The organism is Curtobacterium sp. MCSS17_008, from assembly GCF_003234185.1.
GTDB lineage: Bacteria > Actinomycetota > Actinomycetes > Actinomycetales > Microbacteriaceae > Curtobacterium.
Map to the genome: position 1 here is coordinate 109440 of NZ_QKSM01000005.1, position 17063 is coordinate 126502.

The 17063-nt window shown below is 74.5% G+C and carries 17 protein-coding genes; 6 read left to right on the top strand and 11 right to left on the bottom strand.

Translation table 11 applies throughout. From position 1 onward, the window contains the following. Positions 1 to 72: 72 nt before the first annotated feature. Positions 73 to 4815 (bottom strand): ATP-dependent helicase, encoded by a 4743-nt coding sequence (locus DEJ23_RS07550; protein WP_111239666.1) that lies wholly within the window; start codon positions 4813 to 4815, stop codon positions 73 to 75. A 150-nt stretch (positions 4816 to 4965) separates the two neighbouring features. Between DEJ23_RS07550 and DEJ23_RS07555 the strand changes: the two genes are divergently transcribed. Then, positions 4966 to 5652 carry a PadR family transcriptional regulator gene (locus tag DEJ23_RS07555; RefSeq protein WP_111239667.1) on the top strand — a complete coding sequence of 229 codons (687 nt, stop codon included), beginning with the start codon at positions 4966 to 4968 and terminating at the stop codon, positions 5650 to 5652. A gap of 114 nt (positions 5653 to 5766) precedes the next feature. Beyond that, positions 5767 to 6309, top strand: coding sequence for an NUDIX hydrolase family protein (locus DEJ23_RS07560; RefSeq protein ID WP_111239668.1), 543 nt, complete (start codon positions 5767 to 5769; stop codon positions 6307 to 6309). A gap of 88 nt (positions 6310 to 6397) precedes the next feature. Here DEJ23_RS07560 and DEJ23_RS07565 read toward each other — a convergent pair whose 3' ends face one another. Continuing rightward, entirely contained in the window at positions 6398 to 6598 is a 201-nt protein-coding gene (locus DEJ23_RS07565) for a CsbD family protein (protein WP_111239669.1), read from the bottom strand. A 144-nt stretch (positions 6599 to 6742) separates the two neighbouring features. Beyond that, positions 6743 to 8395 carry a DEAD/DEAH box helicase gene (locus DEJ23_RS07570; protein ID WP_111239670.1) on the bottom strand — a complete coding sequence of 551 codons (1653 nt, stop codon included), beginning with the start codon at positions 8393 to 8395 and terminating at the stop codon, positions 6743 to 6745. A gap of 269 nt (positions 8396 to 8664) precedes the next feature. Between DEJ23_RS07570 and DEJ23_RS07575 the strand changes: the two genes are divergently transcribed. Beyond that, complete coding sequence (locus tag DEJ23_RS07575) at positions 8665 to 9516, top strand: endo alpha-1,4 polygalactosaminidase (RefSeq protein WP_111239775.1); 852 nt, start codon at positions 8665 to 8667, stop codon at positions 9514 to 9516. A gap of 160 nt (positions 9517 to 9676) precedes the next feature. On the opposite strand, the gene DEJ23_RS07580 is transcribed toward DEJ23_RS07575, so the two are convergent. Next, positions 9677 to 10036 (bottom strand): GntR family transcriptional regulator, encoded by a 360-nt coding sequence (locus DEJ23_RS07580; RefSeq protein ID WP_258375337.1) that lies wholly within the window; start codon positions 10034 to 10036, stop codon positions 9677 to 9679. 43 nt (positions 10037 to 10079) lie between these two features. After that, entirely contained in the window at positions 10080 to 10649 is a 570-nt protein-coding gene (locus DEJ23_RS07585) for a DUF1684 domain-containing protein (protein WP_111239776.1), read from the bottom strand. 205 nt (positions 10650 to 10854) lie between these two features. Between DEJ23_RS07585 and DEJ23_RS07590 the strand changes: the two genes are divergently transcribed. Beyond that, positions 10855 to 11196 (top strand): DUF4333 domain-containing protein, encoded by a 342-nt coding sequence (locus DEJ23_RS07590; protein WP_111239672.1) that lies wholly within the window; start codon positions 10855 to 10857, stop codon positions 11194 to 11196. On the opposite strand, the gene DEJ23_RS07595 is transcribed toward DEJ23_RS07590, so the two are convergent. Then, positions 11197 to 11691: a hypothetical protein gene (locus DEJ23_RS07595; protein ID WP_111239673.1), complete on the bottom strand. Its 495-nt coding sequence runs from the start codon at positions 11689 to 11691 to the stop codon at positions 11197 to 11199. It lies immediately after the preceding gene. Positions 11692 to 11753: 62 nt separating this feature from the next. Further along, positions 11754 to 12392, bottom strand: coding sequence for a GNAT family N-acetyltransferase (locus DEJ23_RS07600; protein WP_111239674.1), 639 nt, complete (start codon positions 12390 to 12392; stop codon positions 11754 to 11756). Positions 12393 to 12480: 88 nt separating this feature from the next. Between DEJ23_RS07600 and DEJ23_RS07605 the strand changes: the two genes are divergently transcribed. Further along, the gene (locus DEJ23_RS07605) at positions 12481 to 13092 is read left to right on the top strand and encodes a hypothetical protein (RefSeq protein WP_111239675.1); all 612 of its coding nucleotides are present in this window, start codon (positions 12481 to 12483) and stop codon (positions 13090 to 13092) included. Positions 13093 to 13146: 54 nt separating this feature from the next. Further along, a complete protein-coding gene (locus DEJ23_RS07610; RefSeq protein WP_111239676.1) occupies positions 13147 to 13449 on the top strand; it encodes a DUF427 domain-containing protein in 303 nt (100 codons plus the stop codon). 21 nt (positions 13450 to 13470) lie between these two features. Here DEJ23_RS07610 and DEJ23_RS07615 read toward each other — a convergent pair whose 3' ends face one another. The 4 genes from DEJ23_RS07615 to DEJ23_RS07630 form a co-directional block, all read right to left on the bottom strand. Then, the gene (locus DEJ23_RS07615; protein WP_111239677.1) at positions 13471 to 14757 is read right to left on the bottom strand and encodes an Nramp family divalent metal transporter; all 1287 of its coding nucleotides are present in this window, start codon (positions 14755 to 14757) and stop codon (positions 13471 to 13473) included. Positions 14758 to 14846: 89 nt separating this feature from the next. Then, positions 14847 to 15548 carry a CGNR zinc finger domain-containing protein gene (locus DEJ23_RS07620; protein WP_111239678.1) on the bottom strand — a complete coding sequence of 234 codons (702 nt, stop codon included), beginning with the start codon at positions 15546 to 15548 and terminating at the stop codon, positions 14847 to 14849. Positions 15549 to 15595: 47 nt separating this feature from the next. After that, positions 15596 to 16093, bottom strand: a complete 498-nt coding sequence (locus DEJ23_RS07625; RefSeq protein ID WP_111239679.1) for a SprT-like domain-containing protein — start codon at positions 16091 to 16093, stop codon at positions 15596 to 15598. Beyond that, positions 16090 to 16947, bottom strand: a complete 858-nt coding sequence (locus tag DEJ23_RS07630; RefSeq protein WP_111239680.1) for a hypothetical protein — start codon at positions 16945 to 16947, stop codon at positions 16090 to 16092. The genes DEJ23_RS07625 and DEJ23_RS07630 overlap by 4 nt, the downstream gene beginning before the upstream one ends. Positions 16948 to 17063 lie beyond the last annotated feature (116 nt).

The following is a 17063-nucleotide window of genomic DNA, read 5'->3' on the forward strand; positions in this document are numbered from 1 at the left end:
TCCGCTCCGGCTCGTCCGTGCGCCCGTGTCGCGTCCCGTGCGCGAGAGGGCGGCCGGGAGGGCCTGGTCGCCTCAGACACGCAGCCGCAGTCCCTGCGGGGTCGCCGTGAAGCCCGCCTCGCGCAGCGCTGATCCGAGTGGCGTCTCCAGCACGAAGTCGCCGTCGACGCGCTCCACCGCGAGCTTCCGCAGACCCGTGCGCACCGTGGTGGCGAGGGACCGTGCCGCGACCGCGAGGTCGGCCGGGTCGTCGGTGAAGGTCAGCACCGACTTGCCCCCGCGCTCGACGTAGACCGCGAGCCGTCCGTCGACGGTCGTCACGAGCGCCCCCGCCTTGCGGCCGGGTCGGTGCCCGCGGCCGGTCGTCGCGGCGGACGGTGTGGTCGCGTCCGGGGCGGCCCCGCTTCCCGTGCCGGTGCCGGCACCGGAGTCGGCCGGGGCGTCCTCCGACGGCCAGGGCAGCGCAGCGCCGTACGGGTTCGCCGGGTCGGTCGCCGCGAGCGTCAGGGCCTGGCGCTCCCGGTCCGGGTCGGTGCGTTCGTCGTCGTCGAGGTCGCGCGCGTACGTGCGGAGCCGATCGATCGTCGGCCCGGTCGCGAACTGCGCCGCCCCGAGGCCCTCGACGAAGTACCCGCGCCGCGCGCGGCCGGACTCCTCGAAGCGGCTGAGCACCCGGTACACGCCGGCGAACCCGCCGCGGACGCCCTCGACCTGCACCGCACCGCGCGTGACGACGCCGTACCGCTCGAGCAGCTGTTCGGCGGTGGCGGCCGCGCGCAGCGTCGAGTCGGACTCGGCGAGCGGCAGGAGCGACCAGCGACCGCCGACCGAGGGCGGCCCGGACTGCGACGGCAGCGTCGGGCGTCGACGCCCGCGGTACGCCCGCGTCCGTGACGTGCTCGTCGCCTTCGCCCCGCCGCCGAGCATCGCCCGGAGCGGCGCGAACGTGTCGTTCGTGATCTGCCCGGCCCAGACGAGGTCCCACAGGGCGGTCGTCAGCGCCCGGTCGTCCGTGCTGCCGACGGCCTGTCCGAGCTGGCGGAAGAAGTACGCGCCGCCGCCGGCCAGGGCGCCGAGCACGTCACGCTGCAGCTCGGTGGTGTCGTCCCCGGCGGGTTCGGCCAGCGTCGTGGACGCCGTCTCGGCCAGGTGCAGCCGCACCCACCCGTCGTTCCCCGGGAGCGTCCCACCGCCGGACCACAGGACCTCGCCCGTCGCGGTGAGCTCGTCGAGCATGCTCGTCGAGTAGTCGCTCACGCGGGACGGCAGCACGAGGGTCTCCCAGGCGCTGGCAGGCAGGGCGACACCGGCGAGCTGGTCGATCACCTGCAGGACGCCGTCCACCCCACGGAGGCCGCCGCGCGTGCCGAGTGCCTGCACGTGCTGCCACGCGGGCAGGAACCGGGCGAGGGCGTCGGCGGACACCGGCTCGACCTCGTGCCGGAGCGCCGCGAGCGACTTCGTGCGGATGCGACGCAGGACCTCGGCGTCGCACCACTCCGCGCCCTGGCGGTCCGGGCGGAACTCGCCCTCGACCACGCGGCGGTCGGCGACCAGCCGTCGCAGCGTGTCCTGCACGACGGCGACGCCGAGACCCAGGCGACTCGCGGCCTCCTGGGCGGAGAACGGACCGTGCGACCGCGCGTACCGGCCGACCAGGTCGCCGAGCGGATCGGCGACGGGCTCGACGAAGGCCGTCGGCACGCCGATCGGGAGCGGGACGCCGAGGGCGTCGCGCAGGCGGGAGGCATCCTCGATGACGGACCAGCGTGTCGCACCGCCCTGCGTGAACGACAGCACGCGGCGGTCGCGCTCGAGCGTCTCGAGTGCCGCCCTGACCGTCTCGGCCGCACCGCCCGGGCCGTCGGCCGCGGCGTCCGCCACCCAGCTGCGGGCGACGAGCTCGGGCAACTCGAGGGCACCGACGAGCCGCAGCACGTCGACGAGTCCCTCGGCGTCGCGGGCGCGACGGTCGGGGGAGAGCCGCTGCAGGTCGCGTTCCACGGACGCGATGACGGCGGGGTCGAGGAGCTCGCGCAGCTCGGCGCGTCCGAGCAGTTCGCCGAGCAGGGTCGAGTCGAGCGACAGCGCCGCCGCCCGACGTTCCGCCAGGGGCGAGTCACCCTCGTACATGAACGCCGCGACGTACCCGAACAGGATCGACCGGGCGAAGGGCGACGGCTGCTCGGTCTCCCGTTCGACCAGCCGGATGCGACGCTCGGCGATCTGGTCCGAGATGCCGAGCAGCGCCGGGACGTCGTACACGTCCTGCAGGACCTCGCGCACGGTCTCGAGCACGATCGGGAACGTCGGGTACTTCCGGGCGACCTCGAGCAGCTGCGACGCCCGCTGGCGCTGCTGCCAGAGCGGGGACCGCTGCCCGGGGTTCCGGCGCGGCAGGAGCAGGGCCCGCGCCGCGCACTCGCGGAACCGGGCGGCGAAGAGCGCCGAGCCCCCGACCTCGTCGGTGACCAGGGCCTCGAGGTCGTCGCGCTCGAAGACGAACAGGTCGGCTCCGGGCGGCTCGGCGTCGGTCTCCGGGATGCGGACGACGATGCCGTCGTCGGCCGCCATCGCGTCGCCGTCGATCCCGTGACGCTCGCGCAGCCGGGCGCCGACCGCCAGGGCCCACGGCGCGTGCACCTGCATGCCGTACGGCGAGTGCAGGATGAGCCGCCAGTCGCCGAGCTCGTCGCGGAAGCGCTCGACCACGAGCGTCGTGTCGTTCGGTACGTGGCCGGTCGCCGCGCGCTGGTCGCGCAGGAAGGTCAGCAGGTTCGTCACCGCGCGCTCGTCCAGGCCGCCAGCGGCGACCCGGGCGCGAGCGTCCTCGTCGGACGCCGCGTCGACCTCGCGCACGAAGGCCCCGGTGGCGCGGCCGAGCTCGGCGGGCCGACCGATGCCGTCGCCCTTCCAGAACGGCACCCGCCCGGGCTGTCCGAACGCCGGGCTGACGATCACGCGGTCGTGCGTGATCTCCTCGATCCGCCAGCTCGTGGCGCCGAGGGCGAAGACGTCCCCGACGCGGGACTCGTAGACCATCTCCTCGTCGAGCTCGCCGACACGGCTGGCCTTCTCGCCCACCATGAACACGCCGAACATGCCGCGGTCGGGGATCGTGCCGCCGCTCGTCACCGCGAGCCGCTGCGCACCGGGACGCGCGGTCAGGGTCCCGTGCACGCGGTCCCACACCAGGCGCGGCCGGAGCTCGGCGAACTCGTCGCTCGGGTAGCGCCCGGTCACCAGGTCGAGCGTCGCCTCGAACGCCGAGCGCGGCAGCGAGCTGAACGGGGCGCTCCGGCGGACGAGCTCGAACCAGTGCTCGACCTCGACGGTGTCGACGGACCCGGCGGCGACGGTGTGCTGCGCGAGGACGTCGAGCGGGTTCGCCGGCACCGAGATCGACTCGATCTGCCCGGAGACCATCCGCTCGACCGTCACGGCGCTGTTCACCAGGTCTGCGCGGTGCTTCGGGAACAGCACGCCGCGGGAGACCTCGCCGACCTGGTGCCCGGCACGGCCGACGCGTTGCAGCCCGCTGGCGACGGACGGCGGTGCCTCGACCTGCACGACGAGGTCGACCTCGCCCATGTCGATGCCGAGCTCCAGCGAGCTCGTCGCGACGACGCAGCGGAGCCGGCCGGTCTTCAGGTCGTCCTCGATGATGGCCCGCTGGTCCTTCGACACCGATCCGTGGTGGGCACGCGCGAGCACGGGGACCTTCGGGTCGGAGCCGCCGCCGTCGGTCTGCCCGGACTGCCCGACCATCTGGGCGGGTGGACGCTTCGGCTGTGCGACCGGTGCGTGGGCGGACGCCCGGCCGGGGGACTGCGTGACCGTGGCTGCTCCGGCGACCGCGCCGACCGTCTCCGGGGTCTCGACGGCCGCGAGGACCCGCTCCTCGTGGATCTCGTTGAGCCGGGCGGTCAGGCGTTCGGCGAGCCGCCGGGAGTTCGCGAACACGATCGTCGAGCGGTGTTCCTCGATGAGGTCGACGACCCGTTCCTCCACGTGGGGCCAGATCGAGCCGTTCGTCGGTGACTCGGTGGCGTCCGCGCCGACGGGCGGTGCGCCGAGCTCGGTCATGTCGTCGACCGGCACCACGACGCGCAGGTCGAAGGTCTTCTGCGCGGGCGGCGCGATGACCGTGACCGGTGCGCGACCACCGAGGAAGCGTGCGACCTCCTCCGCCGGACGCACCGTCGCGGACAAGCCGATGCGCTGCACGGGCTTCTCGAGCAGGTCGTCGAGCCGCTCGAGCGACACCGCGAGGTGGGCGCCGCGCTTCGTCGAGGCGACCGCGTGCACCTCGTCGACGATGACCGTGTCGACGTTCACCAGGGTCTCGCGCGCCTGCGACGTCAGCATGAGGTACAGCGACTCGGGTGTCGTGATGAGGATGTCCGGCGGCTGTCGGAGCAGACGCTGCCGATCGGACGAGGGGGTGTCACCGCTCCGGACGCCCACCGTGACCTCGGGCGGTTCGGTGCCGAGCCGTCGGGCCGTCTGGGTGATCCCGACGAGCGGGCTGCGGAGGTTCCGCTCGACGTCGACGCCGAGCGCCTTGAGCGGCGAGACGTACAGCACGCGGGTCCGCTGCTTCGCGGGCGGACGGTCCGACGCGCTGATGAGCCGGTCGATCGACCACAGGAACGACGCCAGTGTCTTGCCGGACCCCGTCGGGGCGATCACGAGCGCGTGCTGCCCGGTGGACACGGCGTCCCACGCTCCCGCCTGGGCCGCGGTCGGTGCGGGGAACGCGCCGCGGAACCACTCCGCGGTCGCGGGGGAGAAGCGCTCGAGGACGTCCGTCATGGTCCGTCCCATCCTGCCCGCCGCCACCGACAGCTGGCCGAGGGGACGCCGCCCTTGACCTCGCGATAGGTACCGATCTATCGTTGACGCATCGCGATACCGCAGCAACCCATCGCGAGCCCACTTCACCACCGACAGGAAGGAGTCATCATGCGCCCCTCGTACGATGACCTCGACAGCACCACCCCTCGCCGCGGCCCCCGCGGCACCGGCCCGCGCGGACCCCGCTTCGGCGGCGCGCGGCAGCACCACGGCCACGGCTTCCCCGGCCGCGACCGCGGTGACCACGACCACGGCGGGCGCGGCGGCCCCGGGTTCGGCGGCCCCGGGTTCGGCGGCCGCGGCTTCGGTCCGGGCTTCGGTCCGGGCTTCGGCGGCGGCCCCGGCTCCGGACGCGCACGGCGTCGCCGTGGTGACGTCCGCCTCGCGATCCTCGGCCTGCTCGCCGAGGGCCCGCAGAACGGGTACGCCGTGATCAAGACCATCGCCGAGCGCACCGACGGCGCCTGGAAGCCCAGCCCCGGATCGGTCTACCCGACGCTCCAGCAGCTCGTGGACGAGGGCCTCGTCGTCTCGACCGGTGACGGCCGCGGGACCCTCTTCGAGCTCACCGACGCCGGCCGCGCCGAGGCCGAGGCGAAGTCCGCCGAGATCGCCGCCGCGTTCGAGGCCGCGCCGGGCATGCCCGAGCCGCAGCGCGAGCTGGCGGAGGCGCTCCGCAAGGCCGTGAGCGTGCTGCACGTGTACCGGACGAGCGCCACCGACGAGCAGACGAAGGCCGCGACCGCCAGGGTCGACCAGCTCCGCAAGGACCTGCTGCAGATCCTCGCCGACTAGCGGGGTCGCGCCCGACGCGACACGGCGTCGGCCGGGAGGCGCGTGGCGACGCTCGCCGTCCACGGCGACCGCGCCTTCCGCCGAACTCGCCGGAGCGACTGGTAGACACGGTGCATGGCCTCGCTGCGCACCCCCGACCCCGACTCCGGCTGGCTGTCCGACGAGGAACTCGCGAACATCCGCCGCCGGCTGCCCATCTGCTACGTCGAGGCACTCCCCGTCCGCACCGACGGACTCGGCGTCGTGACCGAGGTCGGCGTGCTGCTCCGCGTCGCGCCGAGCGGCTCCATCGCCCGGACGCTCGTCTCCGGCCGGGTGATGTTCGGCGAGTCGATCCGCACCGCGCTGTTCCGGCACCTCGAGAAGGACCTCGGGCCGATGGCGTTCCCCCAGCTCCCCGCGAGCCCCACGCCCTTCACGGTGGCCGAGTACTTCCCGCTGCCGGGTGCCTCGGTGTACACCGACGAGCGCCAGCACGCGATCTCCCTGGCATACGTCGTCCCGGTCACGGGCACGTGCGACCCCCGGCAGGACGCCCTCGAGCTGACGTGGATGAGCCCGATGGAGGCCGCCTCCGACGCCGTGGCCGAGGAGATGGAGGGCGGCCGCGGAGCCCTGCTGCGCGCCGGCCTGGCCTCGGTGGGGGCGCTGCACTGACCCGACCCCACCGCCCGCGCTCCGCGCACGACGAAGCCCCCGGATCCGTCAGGACCCGGGGGCTTCGCAGCTCGGTCGTGGACCGGCTTCAGTGCTTCTCGTCGCGGAGGGAGTCCGCGACGCCGTGCGCCGCGCCCTTCACATCGTCGACACCCTGCTTGGCCGACGCCTTGGCCTGGTCGGTCTGACCCTCGGCCTGCAGCTTGTCGTTGCCGGTCAGGTTGCCAACGCCCTCCTTGACCTTACCGACGAGCTTCTCGCCGGTGTGGTTCTCTTCGCTGCCAGCCATACGGTCTCCTTCCAACGACGGACGATTCCCCGTCGGCTGCTCACGCGGCCTCCGGTGCACCAGAACGTACGCGGTCGGTGCCGCCCTGCTCCCACTGGGCGTCCAGGTTCCGAGCAGCCGAGCGCCCGGAGCCCGAGCCGCGCCTCAGTGGCGGTCGGCAGCCCCGGCCGGACGCGACGCACGACGCGAGCCGCCGCGACGACGACCCCCGCCGGACTCGCCCGCACCGGATCGACCGGCCGCGTAGCCGCCCTCGGACGACCACACCGGAGCGGACCCACCGCGCACGACGTCGCTCGACGCCCGACGGCTCCCGCCCGAGCGGCGCTGACCGCCCGACGACGCTCCGCCCGAGGCGCCGCCACGCGACGACCCGGAGCGGGTCGCGGCCGCGCCGGCGCCCTCGGCGACCGGACGACCACCGCGACCGCCGGTGGACCGGGCCGAGCCGCCGGCCGCAGGAGCGGCCTGCGGGGCCTGGGCCGCGCCTCCCGACCGTCCACCGCGACCGCGGCGACGACCGCCGCCCGCGGACTCGGGCCGAGCCGACTCGGTCGCACGCGGCTGACGCTGACGCTGCTGCTGGGCCGGCTGCTCCGGAGCGAGGTGACGGATCGGGGCTGTCTCGCCGACGAGCTCGGTGACGGCGGGCGAGCTCGCGGTGACCTGCTGCGGCGTGACCTTGATCGCGGCAGCACGCATCATCTGCGCGACGTCGCGGCGCTCGGCCGGCAGCGTCACGGTGACGACGTCACCCGAGGAACCCGCACGCGCGGTGCGGCCCGAGCGGTGCAGGTACGCCTTGTGCTCAGTCGGCGGGTCCACGTGCACGACGAGCTCGACGTGGTCCACGTGCACACCGCGGGCGGCCACGTCGGTGGCGACGAGCACGAGGGCCTCGCCGGAGGAGAACTTGGCGAGGTTGCGCTCCCGGGCCCCCTGCGACAGGTTGCCCTGCAGGTCGACGGCCGGGATCCCCTGGCTGGTGAGCTGCTTCGCCAGGCGCTTCGCGTGGTGCTTCGTGCGCATGAACAGGATGCGACGGCCGGTGCCCGAGGCGAGCGTGCGGACGAGGTCCTTCTTCGCGTCGGCGTCGGCGACCTCGAACAGGTGGTGCGTCATCGCCTCGACCGGGCTGGTCTCGTCGTCGACGGAGTGCATCACCGGGTCGTGCAGGAACTTCTTGACGAGCTTGTCCACGCCGTTGTCGAGCGTGGCGGAGAAGAGCAGGCGCTGGCCCTTCTCGGGCGTCGCCTGCATGATCTTGGTGACGCCGGGCAGGAAGCCCATGTCGGCCATGTGGTCGGCCTCGTCGAGGACGGTGACCTCGATGTCGCCGAGGCTGACGTGCCCCTGCTGCATGAGGTCGGCGAGGCGACCCGGGCAGGCGACGACCACGTCGACACCGCCGCGGAGGGCGTCGACCTGGCGGCCCTGACCGACGCCGCCGAAGATCGTGGTGGTGTTGAGCCCCATCGACTTCGCGAGCGGCGCGAGCGTCGCGTCGATCTGCGTGGCGAGCTCACGGGTCGGGGCGAGCACCAGCGCACGGGGGCGACCGGCGCGACGCGGACGACGGCTCGCGGCCAGGCGGGCGGCCAGCGGGATCGCGAAGGCGATCGTCTTGCCGGACCCGGTGCGACCGCGGCCGAGCACGTCCTTGCCCTGCAGGGAGTCGGGCAGCGTGTCGGCCTGGATCGGGAACGCGGTCTCCTTGCCCTGCTGGGCGAGGGCCTGCGCCATCGGCGCGGGCACGCCGAGGTCGGAGAAACGGATGTCGGAAGGGGTGGCGGTCATCGTGACCTTTCGGGCCGGCACGTGCCGGCCGTGGGCGCGCTCGGGTTCGGCGCGCGGGCGGGATCCCCGCGTCAGCGTGGCTGGCGCGGTCGCCGCAGCAGAGAGCCTGGCACCGGATGGTGGTGCGCGATCATCGACCGGATGACGGTCGGGAGTCGGGGGCGTCCGTACGACGCACGAGGCGATCGGCGCCTCGAGTACCACCAGCATAGCGTGCGACCCCCGGACCCGGGCAGGAACGTTCGCCGAGCGCGTGCGATGATCCCGTGGTGCGCACCCGTCCCGTCCTGCTGACCACCGCGATCGCCCTGGTCGCCGTCCTGGCCAGCGCCGGCTGTGCCGAGGCGTCCACCCCCGCCTCCGCCCGCGCGGCCGCCGCGACGACGTCGTACCGGAACCTGCCGACCGCGGGGCTCCCGGACTACCAGCTCGGCGGCGGGTACACCCCTGCCGTCGGAGTCACCATCGTCGAGCGGGACAGCACGGACCGGCCCGCGTCCGGGAAGTACGGCATCTGCTACGTGAACGGGTTCCAGACCCAGCCCGGCAGGCTCGCGGCCTGGAAGCGGACCGCCCCGTCGGCGCTCCTCCGCGACGCGAAGGGCAGGCTCGTGTCGGACCCGGGCTGGCCGGACGAGGTGCTCCTCGACACCCGCACGGCGGCGAAGCGTGCCGCGATCACGAAGGAGCTCACCAGGTACGTCGCCCGGTGCGCCGACCGCGGGTTCGACGCCGTCGAGTTCGACAACCTCGACTCGTGGACGCGCTCCGGGAAGCGGCTGACCCGCGCCGGGAACCTCGCGCTCGCGAAGGCCCTCGTCCGGGTCGGGCACGGGCACGGGCTCGCCGTGGGCCAGAAGAACACGCCGCAGCTCGGCACGGCCGGGCGGAAGACGACCGGCTTCGACTTCGTCGTCGCCGAGGAGTGCGTGCAGTACGACGAGTGCTCCGCCTACACGGCCGTGTACGGGAAGCGCGTGATCGACATCGAGTACTCGGACACGCTCGGTCGCTCGTGGGAGTCGGTGTGCGGGCTGCGGGACCGACCGGCGATGACGATCCTGCGGGACCGCGACCTGGTCACCCCGGACGACGACGAGTACGTCTTCGAGCACTGCTGACCGACGCCGACCGCGGGACGCAACACCGGCGGCAGCGTGCAGCGGAACGGTGCCGCGTGAGGTCGGCAGGGTTGCGTGCCGCGGACGCGCGGCCGGGCACGCGCGGCCGGGAGGCGCGGCTCGGGCCCGCCGCGTGCCCGGCGTGGTGCCGCAGGGCGGGTCAGGCGGGCCAGGCCTCGCGCAGCGCGGCTGCGGCCTGGTCGGCGGAGAGCCCGGCGTCGTGTGCGGCGGCCGCCAGGGCGCGGGCGGCCTCGGTCACCCCGTCCGGCACCTCCGCCGGGCGTACCACCCGGGTGCCCGCTCCGCGGGCCGTGTGCACGAGCCCGGCTTCCTCGAGCAGCTGGTAGGCCTTGGCGACCGTCCCGGCGGCCAGGCCGAGCTCCTCGGCGAGCGCACGGACGCTCGGCAGGCGCTCCCCGTCCACCAGGTAGCCGGCGGCGATCTGCGCCGCGATCTGCGAACGGACCTGCTCGAACGGCGGTACGCGCCCGCCGGCGTCGAGTGCCACGAGTCCCGTCATGCGATCCACCCTTGCGTCCTGCTCGTCGTGTCGTGTGCTGGGGTCAGAAGTCGTACTGCTCGCCGACCGGGATCGGCACGGCGACCGTGTTGCCCGGGGGAGCGAGGGGGCACGCCCACGCCGGGTCGTACGCGCACGAGGGGTTGTACGCGAAGTTGAAGTCGAGCACGAGCTCGCCGTCGTCGCCACCCAGGTCCGCGCCCTTGATGGTGTCGAGCAGGTAGCGGCCGCCGCCGTAGGTGCCCCGGGCCCTGCCGGCGCTGGCGTCCTTCACCGGTACGAAGACCCCGCCCGCGTACCCGCCGTGCGACCAGACGTCGAGCGTGCCGATGCCCGGGAGCCGCACGACGCCGAGCCGGTCGAAGTGCACGGTGCCGTCGGTGCCCGTCTCGACGTCCATCGCCAGGGGCTCCGCCGGCTCGACCCGGGCGCGGAACCGCCACTCGGGGTCGTAGTCGGGGACCGGCAGCGTCTCGAAGTCGCGGGCGTCCTCGTCGAGCAGCGGACTCGCCGGGTGCTCGCCGAACATCGCGTCGCGGGTCTCCCGCCACATCGCGTGGGCGGTCTCGGGGTCGGCCGTCGCCCGCACGCGCCGGTACAGGTCGAACGTCATCCGCCGCCAGTCCACGGTGGCGAGCGTGCTGTGCACGCGGTCACGGGCCCTCGGCTCCTGCGTCTGGCTCACGGTGCGAGCGTACGCCCGGCCGCTCCGGGCCCGCCAGCGACGGGCCGCGCCTGTGGAAGCTCCCCGACCCGGGCGCTCGCGGGCGGACCCTGGCAGAGTCGTGGGTGCAGGCACGGACGGAAGGGGGCACGACATGGTCGGACGGACGGGGCGACTGCTGGCAGCGGGGGTGACGGCCGTCGCGTCGGCAGCGGCGCTCGCGGGGTGCACGGTCTCGGCATCGGCGGAGCGGACGGTCTCGCCGCCGCGGTTCGAAGCGTCGGTCGCCGACGCGCTCGAGCAGGAGGTCGGCCAGCGGCCCGAGGTCGACTGCGGCACCGACGACGTCGAGCTGGTCGAGGGCAACACCGTGCACTGCGACATCGGCGCCGAGGGGGACACGACCGTGTACGACTCCACGGTCGAGGTGCGGGACGTCGACGGCTCGCGGTACTCGGTGCGGGTCGAGGTGGCGGAGCAGCCGAAGACGCCCTGATCAGGCCCGGTCGGCGGGGACGGGACGGGGCCAGGACGGGGCGAGCTGCCGCATCCGGAGCGCGCGCCACTGCCAGATCACCCACATGCCCGGCCAGAGGGCCACGCCGAGGAGCGCCGGGCGCATCCGGTAGGTCAGGCGGTCGAGCAGCAGGGTCCGACCGTCGCCGAGGTCGACGGTGGCCATGCGGTGCCGCATCGTCATCCGGCCGAACAACCCCGAGACGCCGCCGCCGCCGTCGCGCTGCACCGGCACGCCGTCGACCTCGTACAGGTCGATGTCGACGTGGGTGTCCCCGCTCGGTACGACGCCGAACGCGTCCGCCGTGATCGGGTGCGGGACACCCGGCGTCCAGCGCTCCGGCAGGCCCTCCGGCGAGCGGGACCGGTAGACCAGGAACGGCTTCGTGACGGCGACCATCACCGACGGCGACAGCAGGGCGTCGCGGACGGCGTCGACGGGTGCATCGAGGACGATGCGGAGACCCACGTGCATGACCCGAACCGTACGCCGCTGCTCTGGGTCCCCGCGCGCGGGCCGGGGGACGCGCGCGGCGCTCAGGCGTGCCGGGCGGCGCGGCGGCGGGAGCCCTCGGCGCGGTCGCGCGTGCGCAGTCGTTCCGTGAGCGCCAGGCGCACGGTCGGCCACTCGGCGGCGGTGATCGAGAAGACGACGGTGTCGCGGAGGGCGCCGTCGCGTCCGATCGAGTGGCTCCGGAGCACGCCGTCCTGCTTCGCACCGAGCGACGCGATGGCCGCCCGGGACTGCTGGTTGTGCCAGTGCGTCCGGAACTCGACCGCGATGCACTGCCACGTCTCGAACGCGTGGCTGAGCAGGAGGAGCTTCGCCTCGGTGTTGATGCCGGTCCGCTGTGCCGCCCGGGCCAGGAACGTGTACCCGACCTCGACGCGACGGTTCGCCGTGTCGATGTTCGCGAAGGTCGTGGCGCCGACCACCCGTCCGGTCGGGCGGTCCCGGATCGCGAACGGCACCATCCGTCCCGCCTCGTGCTCGGCGAGCCGACGTCCGATCTCGGCGTCGACCCGGTCGGGTGCGGGCACCGACGTGTACCAGGTGCGCCAGAGGTCGCCGTCCGACACCGCCGCCCGCAGGTCGTCCGCGTGCTCGGCCGCCAGGGGCTCGAGGGTGACGCGGTCGCCGGTCAGGGTGGGGACGGTGCCGATCTCCATGGTCATCGATCCTACGGTCGCGGGACCGGCAGGACGGCCCTGCGGCCCGCACCTGTGGAGACGGACAGGACCCGGCCGCGGGTATCGTGGTCCGGTGGCAGCACGCACCCAGGAGAAGTACCAGGTCCGGTTCGCGTGGGGGACCGCGGGTGCCGACCGGATCGCGCACGACACCCACCTCGTCGTGTGGGTCGACGTGCTCCCGGACACGCGCGACGCAGCCAGGGGCGCCGACCCCGTCGCACGCGCACGGGCCGCGGCAGGCCTGCTGCCGGACGGGCCGGAGGTCGTGCTCGGCCACCTCGGGAACGCGTCGGCCGTGGCGGAGCGGGTCACGAGCCTCCAGGCCGGGCGCGGCGACCGTTGCGTCGTCGCGGTCGTCGCCGCCGGACGGTCCACGTCCGCAGCCGCCGACGTGGCGGACGCCGCCGGGGAGCCGACCGACACGGGCGACGTGCCGGAGCCCGCGGTCGAGGACCTGCTCGCCGCCGGTGCCGTCGTCGACGCGCTCATCGCCGTCGGCATCGACCACACCTCGCCCGAGGCCGCCGCCGCCTGCGCCGCGTACACGGGGCTCCGCCGCGCCGTGAAGCACCTGGTGAGCGCGGCCGAGGGTGCCGCCGGGCTGGAACGCGAGACCGTGCACGCGGCGCTCGCCGCCGGGCCCGACCTGGTCGTCCTGCGGGAATCGAGCGCGTCGGCGTAGCGTTCCCGATCGCAGGCGCCGCCAGGGCGCCGTTGATCGCAAGGAGCACACGTCATGAAGGCAGTCGTCGGCGACACCGTGATCGCGGAGGCCCCGAAGGAGGACCTCATCCAGATCGAGGGCAACTGGTACTTCCCGCCGTCGAGCGTGGACCCGGAGTTCTTCTCGGAGAGCGACACCCAGTACCACTGCCCCTGGAAGGGCGACACGCAGTACTACACCGTCACGGTCGACGGCCAGGAGCTGCCGGACCGCGCCTGGACGTACCCGACGCCCATCCCGTCGTCGTTCGACCGGGTCGGCAAGGACTACTCGGGCTACTTCGCGTTCTGGAAGGACGTCCGCGTCGTCGACTGACCGCCCAGCCGCACGGCCGGCTCAGCCGACCAGCGTCAGCACCACGAGCGCCACGTTGAGGGCGACGATCACCAGCGCGATGACCCCCGCCACGACGCGGGTGGTCATCGCGTTGACGTCTGCGCCCATGATGCTCCGGCGCGACGTGTAGACCACGAGCGGGACGATCGCGAACGCGATCCCGAAGCTCAGGACCACCTGGCTCAGCACGAGGAGCGTCGTCGGGTCCGCGCCGAACGCGAGCAGCGCCACCGCGGGCAGCAGCGTCACGAGTCGGCGGGCGACGACCGGGATGCGCACGTGCAGCAGCCCGTGCATGATCTCCGCGCCGGCCATGCAGCCGACCGACGTCGACGCGAGCCCGGATGCGAGCAGTCCGACCGCGAACAGGACGCCGACGACGGGTCCGACGTTCGCCTCGATCGCAGCCTGCGCCCCGGGGATGGTGTCCGTGCCGGCGACCCCGGGCAGCGTCGCGGCGGCGAGCACCAGCATGCAGACGTTCACCCCGCCGGCCACGACGAGCGCGAGGGCGACGTCCCACCGGGTCGCGACGAGCACCCGCCGGCGCCCGGGTCCCGCGGGCACGTCCCCGTGCCGGTCGCGCGCGAGCGCCGAGTGCAGGTAGACGGCGTGCGGCATCACCGTCGCGCCGAGCATCGAGGCGGCGAGGAGCACGGACTGCGCGCCCTCGAACCGGGGGACGAGCCCGCCGACGAGCTCGCCGGGCGACACCTGGGCGAAGAGCAGTCCGGCACAGAAGCCGACCGTGAGGATCGCGAGCATCGTCGTCACGACGGCCTCGAACGTGCGGGTGCCGCGGCGGCTGTGCAGCAGCAGGATCGCCATCGAGACCACGCCGGTGAGCACCCCGCCGGCGACGAGCGGCAGTCCGAAGAGCAGGTGCAGGGCGAGCGCGCCGCCGATGACCTCGGCGACGTCCGTGGCCGCGGCGACGACCTCGGCCTGCGCCCAGAACAGCAGGCGCGGTGTCCGCTGCATCCGCAGGCCCAGGTGTTCCGGCAGGGACCTCCCGGTGACGACGCCGAGCTTCGCGGAGAGGTACTGCACCACCACGGCGCTCGCGTTCGCGGCGACGAGCACCCAGAGCAGCAGGTACCCGTACTGCGCGCCCGCGGTCAGGTTCGCGGCGACGTTGCCGGGGTCGACGTAGGCGATCGCCGCGACGAACGCCGGACCGAGCAGCGTGAGACCGGCAGCGCGGCGCCGCGGCAGCCCGGGGCTCGGCGAGGCGCCGTCCGCAGGGCGTCCGGAGCGGGCACGTCGGGCGGCGGCGGTGTCGGTCATGCCCTCAGCATGCCAGGATTCGGCGTACCGAATCCACAGATTCGGGTGCGGTTCCGAGCCGGCTCGGGCAGCCGCCCACCCGAGCGCACTCAGGCGGCTGCGCGCCGGGCCCGGTGGGCGCGGACCTTCGCCCGGTTGCCGCAGCGCTGCATGGAGCACCAGCGACGCGTGCCGCCGCGCGACGAGTCGTAGAACACGAGCCCGCAGTCGTCGGCCGAGCACCGGCTCAGCCGCGTCGGCTGCCCGTCCGCGGCGAGGTCGTCGAAGCCGACCTCGGTGAAGAGCGCCACCGCGTCGCGCGCCACGCTCGACAGCGCCTGCGCCAGCCGGACCCGGTTCGCCCCGGCCCGGCGTCGACCACCGGGCAGGCTCGGCGGCACGTCGGGCAGCGCAGCGAAGAGGTTCACCGTGTCGATGTCGTCCGGAGCCGGGCGCGTCCGTCCGGTGCCGGCGCGCAGCCCCGCCGCGACCGCGGTCCGGGCGGCCGCATCGGTGGAGCCCGTCGGGGCCGGGGCCGCCGCGACCGCGAGCCGGCCGATCGCTGCCCGGAGCGCCCGGGCGTCCTGCAGTTCACGGGCGGTGGCGCCGACGTCGATCGGCTCGGTGTGGTCACCGAGCCACTCGTCGAGGTCGGCCGGGGTCACGAGGAGCTCGCCGAGGCGTGCGCGGGGACGTCGGCCGTCCGGGTCGTCCGCGAAGCCACCGGTGTGGGCGAAGTCCAGGGCGATCCGGCCGGCGTCGAAGAACCACGACGACCCGCTGTCCGTCCGGATGTGCTGCCCCGTGTGCATCCGCCCAGGCTAACGGTTCCCCGGCGCGCCTCCCCGCGGCCTGTGGATCATGCGGTAGCCGAGCGGCGTTCCCACGTGATGAGGTTCCGTCCGTCGAACCGTCGGGAGCACCGCGCGCACGCCAACGGGCGCGTCGGGGTGCGGTAGCGGAAGTGCTCGTGACCGGCCGGGCAGGTGCCGACCCACGGCGCGAGCTCCGAGGCGATCGGTCCGTCGTACAGGCGGGACCCGGTGTACCCGATGCCCGCGGCGGTCCGTCGCCACGCGGGGCCGTGGCCGGCGCGGGGGCCGGCGAGCGCGTGTGCGACCTCGTGGAGCAGGACCTGCTCCACGTCGTCGTCCGACACCCGGGCCGCGATGTGCCGGCTCACCGTGATCCGCCGGCGTCCGAAGTCGCACTGGCCGGCACGGGTCTTGGCGTGGTCGAACGCGAACGTCCACCCGCCCGACCCGAGGTGCACGGTCAGCAGGTGCTCCGCGCGGTCCCGGACCCGCTCGAGCGTCGCTGCCGCGGACCGCGTGGTCGCCGCAGGGTGCGTCGTCACCGCTGGTCGGGGTCCGGCTCGTCGCGTGGCGCCTGGCCCTTCTGCGCCGCCCGTGCGGCGATGCGCCCCCACAGGTCGTCGGCCTCGGTCCGCGCGGCGTCGGGTGCGCCGAGCACACGGCGGCGCACGGGCGGGACCTGCTTCACCGGCTCGGCGACGCGGGTGGTCGGCTCGTCGTCCTCGGCGCGGCGCGCGGCGACCTCGCGAGCGGTGCGGGGCTTGTCGTCGGCTGCCTTCGGCTGCGACACGGACGCACGGAGCGCTGCCTCCACCGCGGTGCGGAGGGCCTCGGTGCGCTCGGAGGGGGCGCCGGCCTGGCGGAAGGCCTGGTACGCGCGGGACAGTGCGGCGCGGGCCTCGTCGAACCGGGACAGCTCGAACAGCGACCAGCCCTCGAGCTCGGCGGCGGCGCCCTCGAGCTCCGGCCACTCCTCGGTCCGCGCGGTGTCGCGTGCCATCGCGGCCTCGGTCGCGGCACGCTCGTGCCGGCCGAGGTCGTGCAGCACGTGGGCACGACGGATCCGGGCGGCGACCTTGTCCGACCGCTCGCCGGTGAACATCGTCAGACGGAACACCTCCTCCGCGACGACGAGCGACTCGTCGAGGCGGCCCAGCAGGCGGAGGAGCTCGGCCCGCTCGGCGAGGGCGTCGGTGCTCCGGCTCTGGCCGAGGTCACGCAGCCGCTGCTGCACGGCGTCGGCGTCGACGGCCGGGCGCAGGCTGATCGGCGCGAAGGTGCTCCCCGGGCTCACACCGGCGGTGACCGGCGCGGAGTCGCCCGGTGCGGCGTGACGGGGTTCCCGGGCGCGTTCGGCGCGGTCGGGCTGCTGGCTGTCGTCGGGCGGGAGGGACATCGGTTCGAGGGTAACCGCGGGCTCCCGTGAGCGGGCGGTGCCACGCGCACGGGCGGCGCGACCCGGACCGGGAGGGGACGAACGACGACGGCCCGCCCCGCTGCTGCGGGACGGGC

Bases quoted from the DNA above. Each gene is read 5' to 3' on its own strand.
- DEJ23_RS07585 (WP_111239776.1), bottom strand. From the start codon at position 10,649: ATGACGTTCGACCTGTACCGGCGCGTGCGGGCGACGGCCGACCCCGAG.
- DEJ23_RS07595 (WP_111239673.1), bottom strand. From the start codon at position 11,691: ATGCACGTGGGTCTCCGCATCGTCCTCGATGCACCCGTCGACGCCGTC.
- DEJ23_RS07610 (WP_111239676.1), top strand. From the start codon at position 13,147: ATGAAGGCAGTCGTCGGCGACACCGTGATCGCGGAGGCCCCGAAGGAG.
- DEJ23_RS07550 (WP_111239666.1), bottom strand. From the start codon at position 4,815: ATGACGGACGTCCTCGAGCGCTTCTCCCCCGCGACCGCGGAGTGGTTC.
- DEJ23_RS07565 (WP_111239669.1), bottom strand. From the start codon at position 6,598: ATGGCTGGCAGCGAAGAGAACCACACCGGCGAGAAGCTCGTCGGTAAG.
- DEJ23_RS07630 (WP_111239680.1), bottom strand. From the start codon at position 16,947: ATGTCCCTCCCGCCCGACGACAGCCAGCAGCCCGACCGCGCCGAACGC.
- DEJ23_RS07555 (WP_111239667.1), top strand. From the start codon at position 4,966: ATGCGCCCCTCGTACGATGACCTCGACAGCACCACCCCTCGCCGCGGC.
- DEJ23_RS07580 (WP_258375337.1), bottom strand. From the start codon at position 10,036: ATGACGGGACTCGTGGCACTCGACGCCGGCGGGCGCGTACCGCCGTTC.
- DEJ23_RS07615 (WP_111239677.1), bottom strand. From the start codon at position 14,757: ATGACCGACACCGCCGCCGCCCGACGTGCCCGCTCCGGACGCCCTGCG.
- DEJ23_RS07570 (WP_111239670.1), bottom strand. From the start codon at position 8,395: ATGACCGCCACCCCTTCCGACATCCGTTTCTCCGACCTCGGCGTGCCC.
- DEJ23_RS07620 (WP_111239678.1), bottom strand. From the start codon at position 15,548: ATGCACACGGGGCAGCACATCCGGACGGACAGCGGGTCGTCGTGGTTC.
- DEJ23_RS07600 (WP_111239674.1), bottom strand. From the start codon at position 12,392: ATGACCATGGAGATCGGCACCGTCCCCACCCTGACCGGCGACCGCGTC.
- DEJ23_RS07560 (WP_111239668.1), top strand. From the start codon at position 5,767: ATGGCCTCGCTGCGCACCCCCGACCCCGACTCCGGCTGGCTGTCCGAC.
- DEJ23_RS07590 (WP_111239672.1), top strand. From the start codon at position 10,855: ATGGTCGGACGGACGGGGCGACTGCTGGCAGCGGGGGTGACGGCCGTC.